Consider the following 24,214-nt stretch of genomic DNA (forward strand, 5'->3'; position numbering starts at 1 on the left):
AATTCGATTCGCCAACAAATGCGATATATTGTAGGTTCTTCTTTTAATAAACCACGTACACTAAAATAATCTTAAAACAAATTACCACCGAACATGAGAACATTTAGAAAAGTAGTTCTTCTTATAATTTTTTCATTTTTTTTAAGTACCGCTGCCGCCCAAGACCTTTCAGAAAAGGCCAATAACTTTCTTGGTACACTGTCAAAAGAATTAAAGTCAGAAGCCTTTTTCCCGTTGGATGATGCGGAGCGAACAAACTTCAACTTCGTTCCCATGGACCGCAAGGGGCCCACGTTCCACGATTTCAATGAAGCTCAAAAGCAGGCCGCTTTAGATTTATTAAGGGCTTCACTGAGTGAAGATGGTTACCGCAAAACAACAGACATCATGTCGCTCGAAAAGGTTCTTAACGAACTGCTTAACGACCCAAGCAAAAAAATGTCTGACGGAAGACCCTACCGAGACCCCCTAAACTACCACTTTTGTATTTTTGGCACCCCCTCACCCACCGATTTTTGGGGCTGGCGTTTTGAAGGCCATCATGTATCCGTGAACTTTACTTCAACAGATGGAAAAATAATATCCTCGACGCCGAGTTTTTTCGGGTCAAATCCCGGTATTGTGCAAAGTACGGCAGCCAAAGGCAAGGAAGTATTGAAAAGAGAAACCGACCTTGGTTTTAAACTTGTAAATTCTCTCGAACCAAATCAGTTAAAAACAGCGAAATTCTCAGATGAGGCTCCGTACGAAATTATCACCACCAACAAACAAGAAGTTGGGATTATAGAAACCAAAGGAATTACATACTCGGCGCTTTCCAAAAGCCAGAAGGAAATATTCATGGAACTTTTAAATGTGTATTTGGATACGTATGAATCTGACTTTGCCGCACATTTCAAAAAAAGAATAAAAAAAGCGGGGATGGAAAACCTACGTTTCGCATGGGCAGGCAGTCTAAAAGCTGGCATACCGAATTATTATCGCATTCATGGGCCTATTCTCCTCATTGAATATGCCAACACACAGAACAATGCCAATCATGTACACACCGCTATTCGCGATCTGGAAAACGATTTTGCCAAGAGCGCATTGAAGGAACATTACGAAGCACATCACCACAACTAAAAACAGCCATGGCAACAAGAAGAGATTTTTTCACGCAATCGGCCTTACTGGCTTTAGGAACAATGGTACTACCGTCATACGCCATTTCTCCTCCAAAAAAATTAAAATTAGGGGTTCAATTGTATACGTTTCGAGATGAAATGACCGCAGACCCCAAAGAAACCTTAAAACAGATTGCGGCAATCGGTATCAAAGAAATTGAAACGGCCCGAAGTTCTAAAGGCCATTATTACGGACTTTCGCCAGAGGAAATGAAAAGAACATGTGCCGACTTGGGCATGAACCTTAAAAGTGGTCATGTGGCGCTTGATAAAAAATTTCAAAAAACCATGGATGAAGCCGCGGCATCGGGGCAAGAATACCTTATCTGCTCATCAATGCCCTCTGATGGCCAAACGGTCGACAATTATAAAAAAGTGGCGGAAGCCTTCAACAAAGCTGGCGAGGATTGTAAAAAAATGGGGCTTAAATTCGGATACCACAATCACGGTTATGAGTTTGAAACTGACCAGGGTAAAGTGCTTTACGATATTCTAATGGATAACACCGAACCCGACTTGGTACATATGGAATTAGACCTCGGCTGGGTTGTCATGGGCGGTAAAGACCCGCTTGACTATTTTAAAAAATACCCTAAGCGTTTTCCGTTGTGGCATTTGAAAGACATGAATCTAAAGGATGGACACAGTACCGAATTCGGAAAAGGTGCACTAGACATTCCAGCAATGATAGCCAATAGAAAAGCTTCAGGGGTAAAACATATTTTTATAGAACAGGAAGAATACGCCAATACTCCCCTAGAAAGCATGCAGTACAACATGAATTATATGCACCATCTATAAAGCCAGGTCGCTCGCCCCAAATTTAAATTTCGGTCGTGCCTTTATTTAAATTAAGAGCTAAACCCATGTTATTTTTAGTGTTTTGACTTCCTTCGTTCTTTATAGTCGGAAATTAAAAAAAATTTTCGATCATGGTGATAGCCATGAAATTTCTAGGTTTGCTTGAACGCGTGATTTTAGTTTGAGTTTCAGAGTTACTTTGCCCTTAGTGCTATAAAAACGAAATTATTTTAAATTTCTCTTCGTACATTAATACCCAAAATTGCAACCCATATGAAAAAAGGCAAAAGGCATTTTTTTACTACATTCCTATTCTCTACAATGATTTTGTCGATTAGTGCTCAAAAAACACCGCTTATCGCAGATGGTGCTGAAATTACTTTGGTCGCTTCCGATTACAAGTTCACTGAGGGTCCCGCAGTAGACAAAGAGGGCAACGTGTTCTTCACAGACCAACCCAATGACCGTATTATCAAATGGTCGGTGGTGGATGGTTCGGTATCGGTTTTTATGGAGCCTTCTGGGCGTGCCAATGGACTTTACTTTGACCGCCAAGGAAATTTAGTGGCCTGCGCCGATGAAAAGTTTCAACTCTGGCGTATCGATCCCAAGAAAAATGTAACAGTTCTTGTTGATGGGTTTGAGGGGAAGAACCTGAACGGCCCCAATGATTTATGGATAGATTTAAAAGGAGGCACCTATTTTACGGATCCTTTTTACAAACGTGATTATTGGGAACGCACAGAAAAAGATATTCAAAACGAGCGGGTTTATTACCTTACCCCTGACATGGATAAAATTAAAATTGTCGCCAACGACTTTGAGCGGCCAAATGGCATTGTAGGTTCCCCAGACGGTAAAATTCTGTATGTATCCGACATTGGAGCCAAGAAAACCTATTCTTATAGTATTAGCGAAGACGGCTACCTTACCAACAAACAGTTGTTTGCCGATATGGGTTCTGACGGCATGACCTTAGACAATCAAGGTAATGTCTATTTAACAGGAAACGGGGTCACCGTTTTTAATTCCATGGGTGAGCAGATTCAGCATATACCCATAGACCAAAAATGGACTGCCAATGTCACTTTTGGAGGCAAAGACCAAAAAACACTTTTTATTACCGCTATGAATTCGCTCTACACATTGCAGATGAATGTTCATGGTGTCACACACCTAAATTGAGCTATAAAATGTCACTGTACCATCTATACAAAAGACTTGGCACTATCATTATTATAATGATACTCATAACGACCCCACAACTGGTAAATAGCCAAACCGAAGCTCCATTAAAAGTAGGCATTGCCGGTATCACCCACTCCCATGTGCACCAACTCTTGCGAAGACCTGAACAAGGTGATATTAAAATCGTAGGTATTGCCGAATCCAATAGAGATCTAGCAAAACGATATGCCGATCGCTATGGGTATTCCATGGATATTGTTTTTAGTACCGTAGAAGAAATGATAGCCGCTACCCATCCTGAAGCGGTTACCGCTTTTGGAAGCATCTATGATCATTTAGGTGTAGTTGAAGCCTGCGCTCCCAAAGGTATACACGTTATGGTCGAAAAACCTTTAGCTGTGAGTATCGCGCATGTTAAGAAAATGGAAGGCCTTGCGAAAAAACATAAGATTCATTTATTGACCAATTATGAAACAACTTGGTATTCATCGAATCATAAGGCTTATGAGATGGTCGAGAATAACGCTATTGGCGAGCTACGTAAAATAGTAGTGCACGATGGGCACGAAGGCCCTGAAGAAATAGGTGTGAATCCCGAATTTTTAGAATGGCTCACAGACCCTATAAAAAATGGTGGTGGTGCAGTGATAGATTTCGGATGCTACGGTGCCAATTTAGTTACTTGGTTGATGAAGGGTGAACGACCCATCTCCGTATTGGCCATGACCCAGACTATAAAACCTGAGAAGTATCCAAAAGTTGATGATGAAGCCACCATTATATTGAAATTTCCAAAAAGTCAGGCTATCATTCAAGCCTCATGGAACTGGCCCTTCTCCCGAAAAGATATGGAAATATATGGCAAAACAGGATTCATTCTGAGTGATAACGCTACCAATATCCGTTACAGGCTTGACTCAAAAGAAACAGTAAAAAGTGAAAAATTAGAAAAAAGAATAGCGCCTTATAATGATCCATTTTCTTTTTTATCGGCCGTCATAAGGCAAAAGATTACCCTGCCACCCTACGCGCTATCTTCCTTGGAAAATAACGTCGTGGTAGTAGAAATTTTAGAAATGGCCAAGGAGAGTGCAAAAACGGGCAAAGCTGTACAATTTAAGAAGTAAAGGAAATTAAAGTTGCAAGCGCGTCCGACCAATGAATTATTTAGAAAAAATGTTGAAACCAAAAATTGAACAACTTTCAACAAAGACGGTCGTTGGTAAATCGCTAAGAATGTCATTGGCCAACAATAGAACCTTTGAATTGTGGCAAAGTTTTATGCCCTTACGCAAAACAATTAAAGATAGTCCGAGTCCCCATTTATATTCCATACAGGTTTACGACAATGACACTTACTACGAAAACTTTAACCCGCAAACCGAGTTTACAAAATGGGCAGCCATAGAAACCGTGAATAATGATAGTTTACCAGAAAATTTAGAAACCTTGAAATTAGATGGAGGTCTCTATGCGATTTTCCATTATGAAGGCTCGAGCACGGATCCTAGTATTTTCCAATACATTTTCAAAACTTGGTTGCCACAATCAAGTTATGAGTTAGACGAAAGACCCCATTTTGAAATTTTGGGAAACAAGTATAAAAATGAAGACCCAAATTCAGAAGAACAAATTTGTATACCTATCAAATTAAAAAAATAACTTTAGTAGAACGCATTGATAAAGGCCCAATATTTTAAATTCTAAAAATCACGATCCATGACCATCCGTAATCTTTTTGACCCAAAGGAATCACAGGAAACCATTGTACGCATAAACAGTTTAAACTCAGAAACTCAACCTTTATGGGGAAAAATGAGCGTAGCACAGATGTTGGCCCACTGCAATGTGGCTTACGAACTCGTTTATGAAGATAAACACCAAAAACCAAAAGGATTCAAGAAGTTCTTAATCAAGCTTTTCGCAAAAAATATTGTAGTAGGGCCAAAGCCATATAAGAAAAATAGTATGACTTCTCCGATATTTATAATCAGTGATGCCCGTGATTTTGATAAGGAAAAGAAACGTTTGATTTACCATATCGAAAAAACGCAACAATTAGGGGGCTCTCACTTTAACAACAAAGAGTCTCATGCTTTTGGTCCATTATCGGAAAAAGAATGGAATACATTATTTTCTAAACATTTAGACCATCACTTACAACAGTTTGGGGTTTAAAAAAGTTTTCTTCTGATAATTATTCTATTTTGGTTTAAGCCATGATAGCTAGAAACCCTATTCTTAAGTTGCTAATTGACCACTGTCGTTCACTTATCAAATACTGATGAGAAAAGTTCTTGATTTCCTATCAAATCATGATTTTCGAAATACAACATCTTAAATTATGGGTGGATAAAGTATTCAACATTTTTTCTATCTTACGCATTCCTAATTAAACGACCACAACCATGACAGCTTATATTTTTGAATTTATAGGAACCGGTATGCTAATTCTTTTGGGCAATGGTATTGTAGCCAATGTAGTCTTGAAAGGAACCAAGGGATCTGATGCCGGTTGGACAGGTATCTCTTTGGCATGGGGTATCGCTGTTTTTGTAGGTGTCTTTATAAGTGGCAATGTTAGCGGGGCTCACCTGAACCCTGCAGTGTCAGTAGGTTTGGCTGTCGCCGGCAAATTTGAATGGGCATTGGTCCCGGGTTATGCAATTGCCCAAATTTTAGGGGCTATGATGGGCAATTTACTCGTATGGTTAACGTATAAAAAGCAATATGATGCCACTGAAGACCAAGGGGCTCTTTTAGCTACGTTTTGCACCGCACCGGCAATCCGAAGTCCTCTTTGGAATTTTGTAACCGAGGTCATTGGTACATTTGTCTTAGTTTTCGGAGTGTTTTATATTGCAGGAGGTTCATTTTCGGAAGAACCCGTCTCATTAGGGTCTTTAGACGCCCTGCCTGTAGCTCTTTTGGTAATGGGGATAGGTTTCGCCCTTGGTGGCCCAACGGGCTATGCCATTAACCCAGCTCGAGATTTCGGGCCACGTCTTTTGCATGCATTGCTTCCGTTAAAAGGAAAAGGCATTAGTGACTGGGGCTATGCCTGGGTTCCTATTATCGGTCCGTTAGTGGGAGGTTCACTAGCTGCCGGGGTATTTCTTTTGCTCAGTGCATAATTTCTAAAATTTTATTCCTAAATAATTAAAATGGCTTTTCTGCGCATATTATCGATTTTTTTAGTGTTCAACTGGGGTTTCGCCCAAGAAAAGGAACCCGCTTTGATCTTTTATGGAACGGAGAATTTTTTAATAGAAGGCACTCAGGTCGATGCAACGCGTAAAGAAAGTCCATATGACCGATTACCAGCTTCGCATAAAGAAAAAGTTAGGGAAGCCGTCTGGAATCTTTCAAAAAATTCCGCTGGTATATCCATTCGCTTTCATACCACTTCAACCCGTATAGCTGCGCGATGGACATTATTGAACGACAACAGTATGAACCATATGGCCGATAGTGGTATTAAGGGAGTTGATCTGTATGCCAAGAACGATAATGGAGATTGGCAGTACGTCAATACAGGTCGCCCCACCGACAAAACAAATGAAAGCATACTTATTAAAAACATGGATGGCAAAGAGCGGGAATATAAAATTTATTTACCCCTTTACGATGGCGTAACCCAATTGGAAGTAGGTATCGATGAAAGTAGCGAAATACACAAGGCAGTACCAAATAACAACAAACCATTAGTCTTTTATGGAACGAGTATTACCCAAGGGGGTTGTGCTTCGCGCACCGGAATGGCACATACCAATATAGTCTCTCGCAAACTAGGTCGCGACTGTATCAATTTCGGGTTCAGTGGCAATGGTAAAATGGAGCATCCTGTAACCGAGGTCATTTCAGAAATCGATGCTAAGATTTTTATAATCGAATGCCTCCCGAACATGACTCCTGAACAAGTAACCGAACGTACTGTTCCATTGGTCAATTATATTAGAGAAAAAAGACCCGACACTCCAATTTTATTGGTAGAAAACTTTTTCTATGAGGGAGCGTTCTTAGACCACAGTAAACGGGCTAAAACTATTGATAAAAACATAGCGCTAAAGGCCGAATTTGACAGCCTAGTTGCTCAAAATACCAAAAATATTTTTTACATCGCAACTGAAAATGTGTTTGGCCAAGACCATGAGGGTACTGTCGACGGCGTACATTTTACCGATTTGGGTTTTCTAAATTATGCTGATTTCTTGGTTGCCGAATTCGACCGATTAAATTTGCTCGATTAGGATCCAGAACACCTCCAATAGAACACTATTCAAAAAAAGGAACTCCTTTTTCGGCATATTTCCGCATTCCCTCTTCATTGATATCTACGCCGATGCCCGGTTTCTCGGAGAGTGTAATAAAACCGTTTTCTACCATAGGGCCATCAAAGGTTACGATTTCCTTGAACATTGGATTTTTATGGAAATAAATCTGCCATTCCAAAATCATAAAATTAGGTACCGAGGCACATACGTGACACGATGCCATAGCACCTAGATACGAGGCTACCATATGCGGCGCGAAGGGCACATAATATAAGTTGGCCAAATTTGCTATGCGCTGCGCCTCACCTAAACCACCGGCTTTTTGTAGATCGGGCATAATAATATTTACAGCACCGATTTCAAGCATTTTGCGAAAGCCATAAGCCAAATAATGGTTCTCTCCAGCGCAAATGGGCGTAGATGTCGAATCGGTAATTTGTTTATAGGCATCGATATTTTCTGCGGCGATGGGTTCTTCTAGCCACATCATGTTCAGAGGTTCTAAAAGCTTGGCCACTTTCATACCTGTTACAGCATCGTATCGGCCGTGCATATCGGCACAGATATCTATATTCGGCCCCACTTCTTGACGGGTAGCTGCCATTTGATCGTACATGCGCTGTAATTCTGCTGGGCTAGCTGTCCAATTGTAGTGGTCGTATTTATTGGGATCATTGGCTTGGTCCAAGTCAAATTTTACCGCTGTAAAGCCCATATCTACAGCTTCACGGGCCGCAACTGCAAAATCTTCGGGTTTCGGCAACCTATTCTGATAGAGGGCGGTATCCATATAGACCCTAATCTTATCCCTGAACTTACCTCCCAAAAGCTGATAGACCGGTACATCAAGTGCTTTTCCTGCCAAGTCCCACAATGCAGTTTCTATAGCGGTTAGAACAGCTACGTACATTCCCGATTGTGCTCCTTGAAAAAAGCCTGATTTACGAATATCCTCGAAAAGACGGTGTATATTCAACGGATTTTCCCCTTTGATACGCTCACCCAACTTCTTGACCAGATGATAGGTACCCTGCACCGCATCGGCCCCTTCGCCACAACCATAAATACCCTGATTGGTATACACCTTCACAAAAAGAGCACCGCCGTTTCGAATATAGGCAGATTTGACATCGGTTATTTTCAGGGTAGATGGTGCCGAACGCTTGGGCGCTTTATCAATTGCCGATTCATAGCCTTGTCCATAACTAGACATAAAACCGAGACCGGTACCGGCCAATAAACTTTTCGAAATAAAAGCGCGCCTATCGTTTTTCATATTGTAAACTTTACCAAGTTCTTGTTTTTAGTAATTGTTGTATTTGTGCCTTGGGTACCGGCAATGCATCAATATGGTCGTTCAACCATTGGGAGAAATCCTTTTCTATGACATCAGACCATCGTGAATCAATTTGTCCGGCTGTATACTTCTGTTCGCGTAGTCTTTGATGTCCGAACATATCCCTAAGTCGCACCAGTTCCGATACGTTGACCACTTTTTCAGCCAAATGTGGAGGAATAAAAATGACACCCCCATCGCGGCCCAATACCACGTCTCCCGGCATAACCGTAGCCATACCGATTCGAGTAGGTGTATTAATGCCCACCAAAGTGGTATTTAAATCACCGTCAGGGTTGTTCAAGTGGTGTGAAGGATGATAAGTTTTAAAAAAAGAGGTAAATGAGCCAAGTTCCTTGAGTCCACTAATATCTCGAATTGCCCCATTATAAACAATCCCATTTCCCGATTTCGCAAAAATGGAATTGGCAAGGTTGTCTCCAATAGTAGGTCCGTCTATGTGTGCCCCAAATTGGTCGACAACATAAACATCACCTTTAATTAGCATATCTATTGCCCAAGAATTCTGCGACTTGATACGACCATCATCTTGATGGCCCTTATCGTCGATTACCCTATGAATATCAGGTCTCCCCGGCATAAAAGTAGCGGTCACCGCCCTACCGACCAATACGCTGTCGGGATTGATAACTTGCCAATCTTCCGCATATTGATACTTAAAATTTTCACCTTTCAAAACGGCCCAAGCCTCTTCTAAGGTTACCAACTTCATTCGCTCCAATAATTGATCTGCAACATACGGGCGGCCATCCTCGAGACGCTGCCCTTTCCATTCAGGAGTTAAAAAAACGAGATTTTCTTTAGAAATTTGTTGGGAATATGTCATAAACATTGATCCGAACAACAGCAGTGCCACCATTTTCTTCATTGGATACCAATTTTAATTATGCCTCGAAAAAGGCGATGGTTGTATCAAATATATAAAAAACACATCCTTATTTTAACGAAAAACCAAACTATTGATGAATTATTCAATAAGTCGATAATCGTAATATTTTTTGATGGCCAATCTTTACAGCAATCAGAAACTCTATGCTATTTTCATAGGGCTTTATTAAAAAAAATTCAAGGTTGAGTCGCAAGTTGAGATAGGAGAATAATTTGACCGATTCCTAAATTAAGAGTACCTTAATCCTCTTAAAATTGAGAATCAATGAGGCTTTGTTTAATTACATTTTTTTTTATCGGATTTCTTGCAAACGCCCAAGACCCTGATCGTTTTGCTGATCAGGTGGCAAGTATACAACAGAAGTATGAAACGCATTGGGATGGATCTAAGGAAACCATTGTGTTTACAGGAAGTTCTACCATTCGTATGTGGAAAAATCTTCAAACCCTATTTCCCGAACATCAAATTATAAATTCCGGTTTCGGTGGTTCACAGGCTTCCGATTTACTGGCATATTCCGATGAACTCATTTCTAACTATCGGCCCAAAAAAGTTTTTATCTACGAAGGTGACAATGATATTTTCGCCAAGAAAAAGCCGAAGGAAATCATAGCAACGTTTGAACAACTAATTGCTCAAATAAGGGATAAGAATCAAAATATACAAATCGTACTTCTAGCTGCAAAACCCAGTCTAGCACGGTGGGAACTAAAACGTAAATACAAACAACTCAATCGTAAGTTCAAAAAACTGAGTAAAAAAGACGCAACCGTAGAATATGTTGATGTTTGGCATCCCATGTTAGACGGTAAAACGGTAAAACAAGATATTTTCATTGAAGACGGATTGCACATGAATGCCAAAGGTTACGGACTTTGGTACGACGTGATCAAACCATATGTGGAAAAACCATGACCCACGTTTCAACAGAATCCCACTGAACGACCAACAAAGGAAAAATAAAAAAACATGAAATCACTCCTCATAAAAACAATACTTTCTATTACCATATTGGGTGCACTTGTAGCTTGCACAGAAAACAAAAAACCTGAAATCAATTTTCCACCAACTGATCTGACCGTGGCGAACATGATTCCAAAACCGTTAAAAACTATTGCCACCAATAATGCTTTCGGTCTCGACCAATTTACCGCAATCTATACCTCACAAACTGAAAATGGCTTTGCTGAAGTAGGCCAATATCTTTCGGATAAAATCAACGAGGTCACCAAATTAAACTTGCTCGTAAATGAAAGATCGGAAAATAGTGTGGACCGTATTATTTATATCAATCAATCTGATAGTACTGATCTTGCAACTAACGAGTCGTACCAGTTGTACATAACCAAAGATTCCGCCATTATCAATTCTAAAACTGCGGAAGGTGCCTTTAGGGCGGTTCAGACGTTTCGCCAAATCATTCCTGAAACCAGTAATGATACGCTTGCCGAACAACCGATTTGGCCAATTCCCACTGGAAAGATTATAGACGCCCCTAATTTTGAATATCGAGGCAGCATGCTTGATGTTGCCCGGCACTTTTTCAGCGTCGAAGATGTGAAGAAATATATTGACCTATTGGCATATTACAAATACAGTATTTTGCACTTGCACCTATCTGATGATCAAGGCTGGCGCATTGAAATCAAGTCTTGGCCCAAACTTACCGAAGTTGGTGGAAGCACTGAGGTAGGTGGAGAAGGCGGTGGATTTTACACTCAGGAACAATACAAAGAAATTGTCGATTACGCAGCCGCCAATTACATTACCATAGTTCCTGAAATCGATATGCCCGGCCATACCAATGCCGCATCGGTTTCCTACCCTTTTTTAAACGGCAATGGAAAAAAAGTAAAATTGTACGAAGGCACCCATGTAGGCTTTAGTACTTTCGATACGAGAAAAGATACGGTTTATGCCTTTATTGATGATGTTGTTCGTGAAATTTCGGCAATTACGCCCGGCCCCTATTTTCATATGGGGGGAGATGAAAGTCATGTGACCAAAAAGAATGACTATATCCATTTTGTGAACAAAGTAGAAAAAATCGTAAAAAAACACCGTAAACGCATGATCGGTTGGGACGAAATTGTGACGGCCGATATCGACAGCGAAGCCGTTGCCCAATTCTGGGCCAGTAAGGAAAATGCTGATTTGGCCGTAAAAAAAGGAATGAAGGTAATCTTGTCTCCCGCAAAAAGAGCTTATCTCGACATGCAGTATGACTCGCTATCAAAACATGGTTTGCATTGGGCCGCATTTGTTCCCGTAGATAGCGCCTATATCTGGACGCCAGAAAACTACGAAGGTATTCCTACCGAAAATATTTTAGGTATCGAGGCTCCATTATGGTCTGAGACCATCAGCAATATTGACGAATTGGAGTATTTGGCATTTCCACGAGCCATCGGCCATGCCGAACTTTCATGGAGCACCCAAGAAAACCGTGATTGGGATAATTACAAAGTACGTTTGGCGAATCAGGCACCTTACCTCGACCGTATGGATGTCAAATATTACCCGTCAAAACTTATCGATTGGAAAAAAAGTAAGTACTCGTATACCGAAATTAAAAAGGATTAACATTACGCTTTAGACTTACAAATTATATTTATAAAAATAGGTTACCTATTGATTTAATAAGAGATGTAATTTTAATAATCATCAACTCGACACTTTGTATCAATGAATAATGATAAGCCAAAAATATTCATAAGTTACTCCTCGGCCGATAGTGATTTTGCCGAACTGATGAAGATGAAATTGGAGGGGTCTGACATAATCGTTTGGCGCGATATTCACGAAATTGCCGCAGGTGAAGAATGGCGCAATGAAATTGATTTCGGCCTTTTAAGTTCCGACATACTAATAGTTCTCCTCACAAAAAACTCCGCAAAATCATCATATGTTACTTACGAATGGGCGTGGGCACTGGGAAATGGAAAAAATATTATCCCCATTCTAATCGAACCTTGTGAAATACATCCTAGAATCAAAGTGTTGCAATATCTAGATTTTCAAAATCGTAAAAGGCCTTGGAACACTCTTATTGAAAGGGTTACTGCGCTACACGCTAAAAAATCAAATAGTACATCAGGTGAAGGGCAGTTGTCTATGGAAGCGATATTCAACGGAATTAAGGCGTTAGCCAATGCGAATGCGAAACAAAGCAGCAGAACAACTAATGCCAATGACGTAGCGCAAGCGACCGATCAAATGGTGAGCGCCCGAAATTATTTGAATACCGTAAGTAAAAAATCAAATACTATTCTATGGGTTGACGACAACCCTGACAACAACAAATATGAACGGGAAGCTTTTGAAGCGCTAGGGTTTCAGTTTAATTTAGCTCTTTCAACCAATGAAGCCTTAGAACTTCTAAAATCTAATACCTATGCCGCTGTTCTTTCCGATATGGGAAGAGTCGAAGGGCCACAGGAAGGGTATGTATTATTAAAACAAATCAGGCAATCAGATAAAGAAACTCCCTTTATTATCTATGCCAGTTCAAACCTCTTGGAGCATAAAATTATGGCGCAAGAAAGAGGCGCACAAGGCTCAACCAATCGCGCAGACGAATTGATTGATTTGGTAACGACACACGTCGGAAACATTCCAAAGAACATCTTTTAAAAAATAGTAGTATCGCTTTTAATCAAATTCTCAACCCTACTATTGATCTCCTAAAAGCTTTAGATATTTTTTATAATTATAACGTGCAATTTTTCGGCCCAGCTCCAAGCCTTCGATATTTTCTGCTTGAATATGATAGCCCCCCATCACCCTGGAGATACCCGCCATTTCCGCAGCTTCCGTGAATGTGGGAAATTTAAGTACCACTGGGTCATCTAGATTATTGGGTTCGGTTAGTGCACCCGGCACCAATTCAACCTCTGCACCAAACCTATCTTCTCCTTTGAACAAACGCAATGCCTCGGCACATCCACCGCTGATGGTACTGTGACCCGATACATAACTGGGAAAAGGAGGGCACAAAAACGAATCGGGGGAATAAGGGCGCCATTCTTTACCTTTCATTTCCATCATGCCCTTTTCAGGCCCTCCCCATGCTTTTATAACCTCATCTTGGTAGTATTTATGCACCAGGGCATAGGGTCTTGCAAAATCATAGAACATTTTAGAGTCCCAACAAGCAATAAATCCATCCATAGCCACTGATTCTACCAAAAAATACATTTTTACGTCTTCGTCTAACGTATGCTTATCCCTTAAAGACACATCTTGTGCAAATTTCAACCAATGCCCTGCTTGTTGGACCGATTTTGGTCCATCTCTCATGAACTCTACCAAAGCCTTGTTCTCAGGTGTAAGTCCGGCCTGAAGATCAATAACCTCTTTTACTTCCCTTTGTAATTGTTCAGACCCCATCATGGGTGGAGGACCTGGGCGAAACTGATCGGCAGTTTCAATCAAAAGAGGGGTCACCTCTTGCCAATAGGGTGTCAAACAGCCTGGATCATATTTCTTACCACTCTCATCAATAAAGTATTTTGGCTGCCACCTGTTAATATCCACATTATTGTCGATGTCATTTACCGGCGTATACCCCGAATAATCAAAATAAGGCTCCCCATTAGATCCGGCAACCTCGCCATATTGATTGGCACCATCATTTTTGCGCATCGCTATGACCTTTTTAGCTGCTAGGTTACCGATACCTTCCGGAGTATTCGGATCCAAAGACTTATTATCAGGGTCGAAGCCCAATTCTATCATTTTATTTCGAAACATGGTACTATCGGAATAGTAATACTCGCATAAGGCTCCATAAGCCGCGTAACTAATGGCTATCTCTTTATTTTTTAGGGTTCTCTCATCTGCCGGCCGACGTTCTACATTACTTAGATAAACCGGACTCGCTTTTTTATCAAATCGCGTCCAGGCATCGAACATGGAGGTAAAAATCAAACCGAGGTATCTAGAGGTTATGGTCGGCCTTGGCTTAAACCTATCAGTATCATTGGCCGTGCCCTCTAATGCCATAAAGCCCCATTGAAAAGCTACGTTGTCTTTTCCTCTAGGCTCTTTCTTAACATCTTTTTCTATGACTGCTTGGGGTTTCTTTCCCGTTTCCTTGCCAATGGTCACGAAATAGGAGAATAGGGCGACTAAAGATAATAGTACTATTTTTGATTTCATATAATTCAGTTTTCCAAGCTCAATACTAAATATTTGAACCGTGCAAAACGTAATTATTGTATGGATCATGTATATTGGTTGATGAAATCCACTATTTATGGGACGAGCCATGAAATGTCTTATTGTTGACGACGACCCTTTGATCTGTAATCTTCTGGACCATTTTTGTAGTAAAATTCAGGATATTTCAGAAACCACAATCGCTACATCGGGTTTTGAGGCACTTAACTTGATCAACGGTTCACATTTCGATCTCATTTTACTCGACTTTGATCTGCCCGACATTACGGGTAAAGACATTTTAAAAAATATCAGTCCCCAAAGTGCCGTCATCATGGCAACATCAGACAGAAATTTCGCTTCTGAATCTTACAACTATGACCATATTGTTGACTATTTGGTGAAACCGATCGACTTTGCGCGATTTTTCAAAGGTTTCCAAAAAGCTCAGAATTTTGTTCTGGAAAATCGGAAAAAAGAATCGAGATTATTTATCAAAGAGGGAAACAAATTGGTAAAAATAAAACTCGAGGATGTTAAGTATTTCAAATCCGAATCAAACTACATCGCCGTCGTACTGAAAGACCATAAATTATTGACCCTAATGACTTTAAAGGACCTGGAACCCAAACTCCCCGATTTTTTTCAAAAAGTACATCGCTCCTACATTGTTAATCTTAATAGAATAGATTTTATAGATGGTAATGCCATCGCTATCGACAACGACCATATCCCGGTAAGCCAGAGTTATGAAAAAGAACTGCTTAAGAAGATAAATCTTTTGAATTGATATATTCTTCAAATCTAAAACAGCAGAGGTAATAGGCAAACAGATTATAAATCTTGCTCAGCTCATCACTTTCTACAACTACAATACGCTCGGGCATCGCATTTTTAAGGTCGGTCAACCCTAAACTATTTATATGGGCGACAAGTTTATGCTGAATCGCTATCCATTCTTTTTGGTCTTTGGAGTTGGCTACTGCTTCTATTCTATCGAGATAGGTCTTGAATTCACTTTGAAGAAGTTTGAGCACCTCAACCATTTTAAAGGCATCAGCATCATAATTGCTATATATATTCGAAAAATCGGGAGTATTGATTTCTTTTGACCCTAAAATGCAATATACACAGTCTTTTAGTGCCTCTATATCAAATGGTTTTTGAAAATTTATTGTGCTAAGCCGATTCATGATTTCTGGTTCTAAGGCAGAAACAAGAATTAAAGGGCAGTTGATTTTTTTAGCTACTTTCCATTTCTTAAGAATCTCAAGTAGATTTTCATCGGCTAACATCAAGTCACTTATAATCAAGTCAGGAGGGCCATCGTTTATGCTTTTCATTATATCATCCAACTTATCGTATTGATTTAACTCAATTTTTTCATTAGCTAAAATATGCTTCATCAGCTCCACTGTGGAAAGATCATCCTCTATAAAAAGCACCTTGTATCGATGGTGTAACCGTGGCCTAAAGTATTCCTTAGTGGGCGTATTATATCTTGATTTCGTTACTTCGGCCACTTTTACAGGTATAGTCACACAAAACTCTGAACCCACACCTTTCTCAGATTTTGCTTTTATTGAACCTCCGAATAATTCTACTAATTGTTTAACAATAGAAAGGCCAAGACCATAACCACCATACCTACCCGAAAGCCCCTCTTCTTCCCTGAAGAACCGTTCATTGATTTTTGCGATATTCTCTGGCAATATTCCGACTCCCGTATCTTTTAGACGTATCTCCAATAACCGAACTTCACCAGACAGTATCTTTGCAGTCAAATTTATTTGTCCCCTTTGTGTGTATTTTACAGCGTTTACTACAAGGTTGGTCACAATTTGGGACAATCGTAAAAGATCGGTTTCGAACAGCTGCTCTTCAAGATCTTTCTCTAAATCTAAACTAAAAACCAGTCCTTTCTGCATGGCTTCAAATTCATAACTTGAATGAATATCTTTTAATAACATGGCTATATTTGTTGGTCTATTTACAATTTGCACCTTTCTCTCAAGCAACTTCTGGTGGTCTAAAACGTCGTATATCAGACCGGCCAAGTTGTTCGCGCTTCGTTCCAAAGAATTAATTATAGGGAGTTGCACATCTGAAGGTGATTGTTTGTATAAGAATTGGGTAAGCCCTAAAATAGTATTCAGCGGAGTCCGCATTTCATGGCTCATATTCTGCAAAAACTCATCGCGTTGTTTTTTTGCTAGTTGTTCCTTTTCAAGTGCGACGTTCAAATCCTTTACATTACGATCAATCTTGGTTTTCATCTTGACAAAAGTGTTTGCCAGAACCCCAATTTCGTCTTTTCTGTTTGTTGGAAGTTCCATACCGTCTAAAACACCTTTGTCGTAATTCGCGATGGCCTTGGTAATTCGATTTATCTTCCTTGAAAAGAAATTTGTGAAAAACCACGACATCAAAATAGAAAACAAACAGACCCAGAGCAGTGTTCTAAAACTTTCGGAACGAACGCCCCTAGCACTTTGTAGCAATAAATTTTGCTCGATCAATGAAATTAGATAAACATTTCGTTTGCCTTGAAAATAGGTCAACTTCTTAAAATAACTTAGATATGTATGGTCGTACAGCCCTTTCAATTGCCCTATAATTTTTTCTTTAGAAATGAGGGTATCGCGCCCAATCTCAAAATCGGAATAAAAATCGTAGTCTTTTTGGGTCTGTAAGCCGAACGTCTTCTCAGGCTCTGGGCTATACAAATATTGCCCATCGTCATCGATCAAATAGAGTTGGTGTTCTCCCCCTGAAATTTGCCCGAATGTTTTATAAAGTTCACCCAAGTCTACATTAATGACCAATACTCCCACAGCTTGATCGCTGGTATTAAAAATTGGGCTTGCAGCCCGTACCGTCGGAGTGGGCGGATTACTGACTACCCCATATTCCTCGTTCAGGTTTATTTTTGAAAAGTAAAACTCCCCTTTGCCAATTTGAACCGTTTGCTTAAAATAATCAAGGTCTCCTTTCTGTTGGAGGATGTCAGATTTAAAAACCCGTGCGTTGCTTTTATCGAAACGTATGACTTCTCTACCATTATCTTCAACGCCGATCAACCTAATTTGAAAGTAAGACGTCTTATTTTCAAGGGTTGCCCGAAATAGGCGGTCAACATCCCTAACCGTTTTTTCCGTTGGATTGTTGATGTAATTCCTCAAGGTTGGGCTAGCGGCAATAACTGCTATATCATTCGAGACTTCATTTAAGAGCGAATAAAATGACTGCTCCGCCATTTCCGAAGTATGAATCAAACGATCCTGGGAGTATTCGACTATGACCCCTGAGGCCTTCTGAAAAACAAGGTACCCGGTTAAAAGAACTGAGAAAATAAGAAGCCCTGTAAAAAATAGGGCGAATTGGGTCACTATAGAGTATCGAAATTTCATTCAGCAGAAACTAAAACGCTATCAAACCTAAATGGTTATTATCTCTCTCATAAACAGAAAAATCTGCGCTCATAAATTACATAAACTTGAATATACATAATTTCCACATTTTTGACTCTTAAAGATTTTATTTTATCCTATAGAAAATCTTTATTAAATTTAGGTGTCATCACCTTAAAACAAAACCGATATGGAAAAAGTACTTCAGACCATGATCGAAAATATGCCCGAAAAAACGGGAAAATCACTTGACGAGTGGAAACGGATTTTGAAAACCAAAGATTTCAATAAACATGGAGAGGCTGTAAAATTTCTAAAGGAAGCTCACGGCGTAACTCATGGTTTTGCAAATACCATTGTCACCTTATCCAATGAAAAAAAGCACACACCGTCAGATTTGGTAACCAATCAGTATACAGGAAAAGAAAACCTAAAACCTATTTACGAAAAACTTATTTCGGTAACGAAAAGTTTTGGCAACGATGTCATTGTAACCCCAAAAAAAGGAAGTGTAAGTATCATTAGAAAAAGACAATTTGCACTGATTAAGCCCGCCACCAAGACTCGTATAGATTTGGGCTTAAAATTACCCGAAAAACCAAATACTGATCGACTTGGGCCTTCTGGTCCCTTTGGCACTATGTGTACGCACCGTGTACAACTTACATCAATTGATAAAGTTGACAAAGAACTAATCTCCTGGATCAAAGAGGCTTATCAAAAAGCGGAATAGCAATAAACCACTATCCTTAAAAGTCATGAACGACTTAACCGAGTTTAAGAAGGCAAATTAAATGAGCATTTGAAGGTATCTATTTTTTGGAAGGGAATTTTTATTTCCATTCAAAATCGCCGTTCATAATGGACCAATCGTTTCCAAAGAAACCAGCGCATTTTACACCTCTTATTCCATTCGGCAGTACACTTTGATCAAAAAGGATAAAATCAGGGAAGGTAGTACCATTTACCAAATAATGGTTGGCATAGGCTCCTTTCATACCTTCTGTTCCACTGGCCGTAACTACACCGACACTAGCTTTTGCACTGTCTTCGCGAGGAAAAATAAAGTAAAGTCCCCATTGGTTGCCTTCAATTTTTATCTTTCCAAAATCGACTACGCCATTCGTTACTTGCACCGGACAATTTTTTAGTAATTTCACCCAAGCTGAGTTGTTGGTCTTATTTCCGTATAACACAATATTTCTGTCAGGATAATTACTTGGTTTGAAATCGACATCCTTTACCAACTCAACATTACCATTGGCTCTGTACCAAAAAGTTTCCGCATCGAACCGCGCCTTGTTTAAATACCATTCATTTTCCTCTGTGGTACCATTTGTCGCAAATACGAAAACAACATTATTTCTAAAAACATCTTTAAACCCACCGTTTCTGTGCGGACCTTTTTCTTTTAAGGAAGGAGCTGAAACTGTTTTCCAATGTTCAGATGTTTTCTTAAAAAACAACCTGTTTTGATCTGTAATTGCAATCGGCTGCTCATCTATATGAAGACTATCAACAACCTTCGCAAATGGTGCAACCTCGACTTCAAGCAACTCGATATTCGCTGTTTCTATGAATGCATTATTATCCCCTTTTGAAAATTTGACCGTACTTTTTTCAAAAGGTTTTTGTTGCTGATGGATAGTAATAAAGTGTGATTTTGCAGATACACCGGGAGATCCTGTACTAAACTCCAATTTGTCAATAGTATGCGTTTCAGGAATGGTATGCCTCTGAAAAAAATCAAAAATAGGAGGCCAATCGACACTATGGTCCCCATACCAATGGGTACCACCAGGATACTCGTAATAAGTAAAATCGGGGTGAAATTTACCTAAACGTTCCCGCATATCGCGCGCCAATGCTGTGGGCACCACATTATCCTTTTCACCGTGGAGCACATACACTCCATGGTGCAAATAATTACGAATAAGATCAAGTGTTCTACTCGGCGAACCAGCCCTTTCCACGATTTTTTCAAGAGGTGTAGCCGTAGGTTGAAAGGTCATTAGTTCTAGCTGTTTTGTGGTTATGCCAAAACGTTCTCGACGTTCTTCCGACATTTCCAATAATCTATTTCGGAAACCATCGCGATACCTCAACAGATCCGGATAACCGGCACAGGGGGCGATGGCCGCAAACTGATCGGGGTAAGTTGCGCCCAAATACCATGTTCCGTGCCCGCCCATAGAATGACCGGTCAAATATATTTTTCTTTCGTTCGGACGGAAAATTTTCTTGGCGTCTTCTAGAACTTCCAAAGCGTCCAACCGCCCTAAATCTTCCCAAGCATAACCATACGGCCGTCTATTGGTCGGTGCCACCAAATCGCCCCATTCTTTCTGTTTGTAAGCATTTGCCTGATTCACGGCTTCTACCGAAGCACCGTGAACCGTCAAAAAGAGGGCAAGGGAATCTTTAGTTTTATCGGTAGCCGGAGCTACGCTGTAGTATTGTATACTTCCATCAACAGCACTTACAAAGGTTTTCTTGTGATGCCTGTATTTTGATTTTAGATTTAATGGAATTGTAGTCGTGTCAACAGATTTACCTTTTTTACCTATCAGTTTTACGTCTAAATCAACACTTTTTACGGTGCTATCCAAAACGGCGGCCGGTATGGTAAAAGGAACTTTTTGAACACTTAATGGGGGAATTGGTGCTATCTCGGTCATAGCTTCCGACGCCCCAAATGATATATTGATCAAATGCTTTTCAAGCCAGTCGTTCGAAGCATTTATAATCCTAACAGCACCCCTGTACGCCTTGTTTTCTTCCCATAACAAATCGGGAAGGGTAAGGTCTCTTTTGGTAAATTGAACTGGGGCATGGGCATCTAACAAACGTGCTCGTACCCTTGAAAATCGCCCAACTTTTAAAACAAAGACATTGGTTCCTTTTTTTAACTTAATGGGTATCAGGGTCCAGCCAAAATCATAATGATCACCTTCATGAGGCAATCCATTAATGGCCACAAGGGAATGTCCCGACCCTTCGAAAAGGGCAATTTTTTCGGTATTGGAGCGATATGTCAAATACACATAGGCAGACCGTAGCCCACGACCTGAAAAACTATTGGTACTATCAACCTCAATTGGTACCCAACGTTGTTCATTGCCCAGCGCATCGATACCGAATATCTTGTTTGATTTAATGTCGTATTCAGGGTCGGCAAGTGCCTGTTGAAAAACAGGATCGTTAGGAAATGTCGATGAATCGATACCAAAATCTTGAATTTGTAGTGCCCATCCTTTTTTAAAAAGATGTAAAACCTCTCCTTCGGTGATTTTGGCTACTTTCTCCTTTCCAAAATATTCGACGATATTACCTGTTCGCTGCTGAGCGCTTAAAATCATCGATCCTAGAAAAACAAATACGGCTATTAGCGTACAGGCTTTACTTTTATCATATATTTTCATACTTATACTTTTGAATAGTTGAATATAATATCCACTAGGTCAAAAAACAATGAATAAGCTGTAATGATGCGAACAGCTATCAAAAGCGATAAGTAAATCAATAGTGCCTAGCGAAAGCAAAAAACAAAAAAAGGTAATTTTTACTCTTCCTCGGAAGAACCTTTCTTTTCAGAAAAATCGGTAATGCCGTTGTCATGAAGTAAGTTATACCATTGGATTACCTTTTTGATGTCGCTGGCATAAACACGATCTTCATCGTAATCAGGCAGCACCTCGAAAAAATATTCTTCTAATTTCAGTTTCTCCTCTTTGTGTCCTACGGCAGTTTTAGCTCCCTTTTCCTTTACTTGAATTCTCAAGAACACTTCGCGCAATGGCAGTTCTTGTTCTAATGTGTAAATGGCAATCTCAGAAAGCACACTTACATTGCTACGTAAACCAACAGTAATTCGTTTGCCGTCGAGCAACGATTCTGCAACGAACCCTGTACGGGTCTGGGTTACTAATTTATAAAGGCCAGGTTTACCGGCAATGGATAAAATTTTGTCTAAACTCATTTGAAATATTTATTTCAGGGCGCAAATATTACATTTTTCCGGTAATAAAATTAAATTTTAACGTCCTTTTTTGAGGTTTGGAAAACGCATGCGATACTCTACCTTAATATTACCTTTCGAAATATTGGCAAGGCGTTTTTTTAATAAGCGTCTTTTTAGCGATGAAAGCTTATCTGTAAACAACACTCCTTCGATATGATCATATTCATGTTGAATTACACGAGCCAAAAGTCCATCATAGGTTTCTGTATGCTTCTCAAATCTTTCATCAACGTAAGTGATGTTAATTGTATCTTTTCTGTTTACGTCTTCCCGTACGTCGGGTATGCTCAGGCAACCTTCGTTAAAAGCCCACTCTTTACCGGTTTCCTCTTCTATCTGGGCGTTGATAAATACCTTTCTAAATCCCTTTAATGCTTTTTGCTCTTCTTTTGAAAGTTCATCATCATCGGCAAAAGGAGTTGTATCAACAATAAACAATCGTATGGGCTGTCCTATTTGCGGTGCGGCAAGACCAACACCATGGGCATTGTACATGGTCTCCCACATATTGTCTATCAATTCTTCCAAATTTGGATGGCTCTTTTCAATAGCCGTAGCCATTTTTCGTAAAACGGGGTCTCCGTAGGCAACAATAGGTAATATCATGTTAACTTATTCTAGTTAAGTACGCTTGCAAAATCAAAGTCGCACTAATTTCATCGACCAAGGCTTTATCCCTTCGCTGTTTTTTTTTCAGTCCACCGTCGAGCATACTTTGAAATGCCATTTTAGAGGTGAAGCGCTCATCTTGCCGATCTATGGGAATATCAGGAAATGTTTTGATCAAACGTTTTAAAAAAGGCTGGATCAATGCTTCCGATTCTGATGGGGTACTATCCATCTGTTTTGGCTCTCCAACAATAATACGTTCTACGGCTTCCGTTTTGATATAATTCTGCAAAAAGGGCAATAGTTCGTGTGTAGAGACAGTGGTAAGTCCGGAAGCGATTAATTGCAATTCGTCGGTAACAGCAATCCCCGTTCTTTTTTTTCCATAGTCTAAAGCCAGTATTCTTCCCAATCCTAAATTTTTGGCAAAAATAGCCATAAAATGTTATACGTGTAAAAAGAAATATGAATTCCGGCCCTACCCGTGTATATTTGTGAAAATTAATAGGACAAAAATGAATGAATTAAAGAACACCATAGAAAAGGCCTGGGAGAACAGGGAGTTATTAAAAGAAACGGCTACTCAAGATGCCATTCGTCAAGTTATTGATTTATTGGATGCCGGAAAGCTGCGTTGTGCAGAACCTACAGCAAACGGTTGGCAAATAAATGAATGGGTGAAAAAGGGTGTGGTGCTCTACTTTCCCATTCAAAAAATGGAAACTTGGGAAGTGGGAATTTTTGAATACCACGATAAAATTCCACTAAAGAGAGGCTATAAAGAAAAAGGCATACGGGTAGTTCCGCATGCGGTTGCCCGACACGGCGCCTATATTTCTGCTGGCACCATCTTGATGCCCAGTTATGTGAACATCGGCGCCTATGTTGATGAAGGCACTATGGTAGACACATGGGCCACTGTGGGTAGTTGTGCCCAAATTGGCAAAAATGTACATTTAAGTGGTGGTGTAGGTATTGGCGGTGTTTTGGAACCTTTACAGGCTGCACCGGTAATTATAGAAGATAATGCTTTTATAGGTTCACGATGTATCGTCGTTGAAGGTGTTCGTGTGGAAAAAGAAGCTGTGCTCGGAGCGAATGTAGTGCTTACGGCCTCGACAAAAATTATAGATGTTACAGGAGACGAACCTGTTGAACGTAAAGGGTTGGTACCCGCCCGGTCAGTTGTGATTCCTGGAAGTTATACCAAAAAGTTCCCTGCAGGGGAGTTTCAAGTTCCATGTGCTTTGATAATCGGAACACGAAAAGAAAGTACCAACAAAAAAACATCGTTGAACGATGCACTTCGCGAATACGATGTAGCCGTTTAAATATCAAT

Annotated in this window: 22 protein-coding genes; 14 read left to right on the forward strand and 8 right to left on the reverse strand. The window is 40.0% G+C overall.

Annotated features, from left to right (window positions below; translation table 11 throughout):
- Positions 1-93 precede the first annotated feature (93 nt).
- From BLS33_RS23625 to BLS33_RS23660, 8 genes are all read left to right on the forward strand, one after another.
- Positions 94-1,125 carry a DUF3500 domain-containing protein gene (locus tag BLS33_RS23625; RefSeq protein WP_089895637.1) on the forward strand — a complete coding sequence of 344 codons (1,032 nt, stop codon included), beginning with the start codon at positions 94-96 and terminating at the stop codon, positions 1,123-1,125.
- An 8-nt stretch (positions 1,126-1,133) separates the two neighbouring features.
- A complete protein-coding gene (locus BLS33_RS23630; RefSeq protein WP_089895639.1) occupies positions 1,134-1,967 on the forward strand; it encodes a sugar phosphate isomerase/epimerase family protein in 834 nt (277 codons plus the stop codon).
- Between the two features lie 273 nt (positions 1,968-2,240).
- Complete coding sequence (locus BLS33_RS23635; RefSeq protein ID WP_089895641.1) at positions 2,241-3,152, forward strand: SMP-30/gluconolactonase/LRE family protein; 912 nt, start codon at positions 2,241-2,243, stop codon at positions 3,150-3,152.
- Positions 3,153-3,208: 56 nt separating this feature from the next.
- Entirely contained in the window at positions 3,209-4,282 is a 1,074-nt protein-coding gene (locus BLS33_RS23640) for a Gfo/Idh/MocA family protein (protein ID WP_089895644.1), read from the forward strand.
- A 49-nt stretch (positions 4,283-4,331) separates the two neighbouring features.
- On the forward strand, positions 4,332-4,817 hold the full coding sequence (locus BLS33_RS23645; protein ID WP_218129636.1) for a GyrI-like domain-containing protein: 486 nt from the start codon (positions 4,332-4,334) through the stop codon (positions 4,815-4,817).
- A 57-nt stretch (positions 4,818-4,874) separates the two neighbouring features.
- On the forward strand, positions 4,875-5,333 hold the full coding sequence (locus BLS33_RS23650) for a DUF1569 domain-containing protein (RefSeq protein ID WP_089895646.1): 459 nt from the start codon (positions 4,875-4,877) through the stop codon (positions 5,331-5,333).
- A gap of 230 nt (positions 5,334-5,563) precedes the next feature.
- Positions 5,564-6,289: an MIP/aquaporin family protein gene (locus tag BLS33_RS23655; RefSeq protein ID WP_089895647.1), complete on the forward strand. Its 726-nt coding sequence runs from the start codon at positions 5,564-5,566 to the stop codon at positions 6,287-6,289.
- A gap of 30 nt (positions 6,290-6,319) precedes the next feature.
- Positions 6,320-7,405, forward strand: coding sequence for an SGNH/GDSL hydrolase family protein (locus tag BLS33_RS23660; RefSeq protein WP_089895649.1), 1,086 nt, complete (start codon positions 6,320-6,322; stop codon positions 7,403-7,405).
- A 25-nt stretch (positions 7,406-7,430) separates the two neighbouring features.
- Here BLS33_RS23660 and BLS33_RS23665 read toward each other — a convergent pair whose 3' ends face one another.
- Together BLS33_RS23665 and BLS33_RS23670 are read right to left on the reverse strand one after the other, a co-directional pair.
- Positions 7,431-8,705: a mandelate racemase/muconate lactonizing enzyme family protein gene (locus BLS33_RS23665; RefSeq protein WP_089895651.1), complete on the reverse strand. Its 1,275-nt coding sequence runs from the start codon at positions 8,703-8,705 to the stop codon at positions 7,431-7,433.
- Between the two features lie 10 nt (positions 8,706-8,715).
- A complete protein-coding gene (locus tag BLS33_RS23670; protein WP_089895653.1) occupies positions 8,716-9,654 on the reverse strand; it encodes an RraA family protein in 939 nt (312 codons plus the stop codon).
- 285 nt (positions 9,655-9,939) lie between these two features.
- Here BLS33_RS23670 and BLS33_RS23680 point away from each other — a divergent pair, with 285 nt between their 5' ends.
- The 3 genes from BLS33_RS23680 to BLS33_RS23690 all read left to right on the forward strand — a co-directional run bounded on the left by BLS33_RS23680 (position 9,940) and on the right by BLS33_RS23690 (position 13,308).
- Positions 9,940-10,590, forward strand: coding sequence for a GDSL-type esterase/lipase family protein (locus BLS33_RS23680; RefSeq protein ID WP_089895658.1), 651 nt, complete (start codon positions 9,940-9,942; stop codon positions 10,588-10,590).
- Between the two features lie 54 nt (positions 10,591-10,644).
- Complete coding sequence (locus tag BLS33_RS23685) at positions 10,645-12,258, forward strand: family 20 glycosylhydrolase (protein ID WP_089895660.1); 1,614 nt, start codon at positions 10,645-10,647, stop codon at positions 12,256-12,258.
- A 102-nt stretch (positions 12,259-12,360) separates the two neighbouring features.
- Entirely contained in the window at positions 12,361-13,308 is a 948-nt protein-coding gene (locus BLS33_RS23690; RefSeq protein ID WP_089895662.1) for a TIR domain-containing protein, read from the forward strand.
- A gap of 39 nt (positions 13,309-13,347) precedes the next feature.
- On the opposite strand, the gene BLS33_RS23695 is transcribed toward BLS33_RS23690, so the two are convergent.
- A complete protein-coding gene (locus BLS33_RS23695; protein WP_089895663.1) occupies positions 13,348-14,835 on the reverse strand; it encodes a vanadium-dependent haloperoxidase in 1,488 nt (495 codons plus the stop codon).
- Positions 14,836-14,932: 97 nt separating this feature from the next.
- Here BLS33_RS23695 and BLS33_RS23700 point away from each other — a divergent pair, with 97 nt between their 5' ends.
- A complete protein-coding gene (locus tag BLS33_RS23700; protein WP_089895665.1) occupies positions 14,933-15,625 on the forward strand; it encodes a LytR/AlgR family response regulator transcription factor in 693 nt (230 codons plus the stop codon).
- Here the strand turns inward: BLS33_RS23700 and BLS33_RS23705 are convergent.
- Positions 15,600-18,245, reverse strand: a complete 2,646-nt coding sequence (locus tag BLS33_RS23705) for an ATP-binding protein (protein WP_089895667.1) — start codon at positions 18,243-18,245, stop codon at positions 15,600-15,602. The genes BLS33_RS23700 and BLS33_RS23705 overlap by 26 nt on opposite strands.
- 190 nt (positions 18,246-18,435) lie before the next feature.
- Between BLS33_RS23705 and BLS33_RS23710 the strand changes: the two genes are divergently transcribed.
- Positions 18,436-18,978, forward strand: a complete 543-nt coding sequence (locus tag BLS33_RS23710; protein ID WP_089895668.1) for a DUF4287 domain-containing protein — start codon at positions 18,436-18,438, stop codon at positions 18,976-18,978.
- Between the two features lie 100 nt (positions 18,979-19,078).
- Here BLS33_RS23710 and BLS33_RS23715 read toward each other — a convergent pair whose 3' ends face one another.
- The 4 genes from BLS33_RS23715 to ruvX form a co-directional block, all read right to left on the reverse strand.
- Positions 19,079-21,667 (reverse strand): carboxylesterase family protein, encoded by a 2,589-nt coding sequence (locus BLS33_RS23715; protein ID WP_245731642.1) that lies wholly within the window; start codon positions 21,665-21,667, stop codon positions 19,079-19,081.
- 140 nt (positions 21,668-21,807) lie between these two features.
- Positions 21,808-22,224, reverse strand: a complete 417-nt coding sequence (locus tag BLS33_RS23720; protein WP_089895670.1) for a DUF5606 family protein — start codon at positions 22,222-22,224, stop codon at positions 21,808-21,810.
- Positions 22,225-22,281: 57 nt separating this feature from the next.
- Positions 22,282-22,872, reverse strand: coding sequence for a peptide deformylase (def, locus tag BLS33_RS23725; RefSeq protein WP_089895672.1), 591 nt, complete (start codon positions 22,870-22,872; stop codon positions 22,282-22,284).
- A gap of 1 nt (position 22,873) precedes the next feature.
- Positions 22,874-23,287, reverse strand: a complete 414-nt coding sequence (ruvX, locus tag BLS33_RS23730) for a Holliday junction resolvase RuvX (protein ID WP_089895703.1) — start codon at positions 23,285-23,287, stop codon at positions 22,874-22,876.
- 103 nt (positions 23,288-23,390) lie between these two features.
- On the opposite strand from ruvX, the gene BLS33_RS23735 reads away from it, so the two are divergent.
- Positions 23,391-24,206: a 2,3,4,5-tetrahydropyridine-2,6-dicarboxylate N-succinyltransferase gene (locus BLS33_RS23735; protein WP_089895674.1), complete on the forward strand. Its 816-nt coding sequence runs from the start codon at positions 23,391-23,393 to the stop codon at positions 24,204-24,206.
- Positions 24,207-24,214 lie beyond the last annotated feature (8 nt).

Origin of the sequence: Kriegella aquimaris (assembly GCF_900103215.1) — a bacterium.
GTDB lineage: Bacteria > Bacteroidota > Bacteroidia > Flavobacteriales > Flavobacteriaceae > Kriegella > Kriegella aquimaris.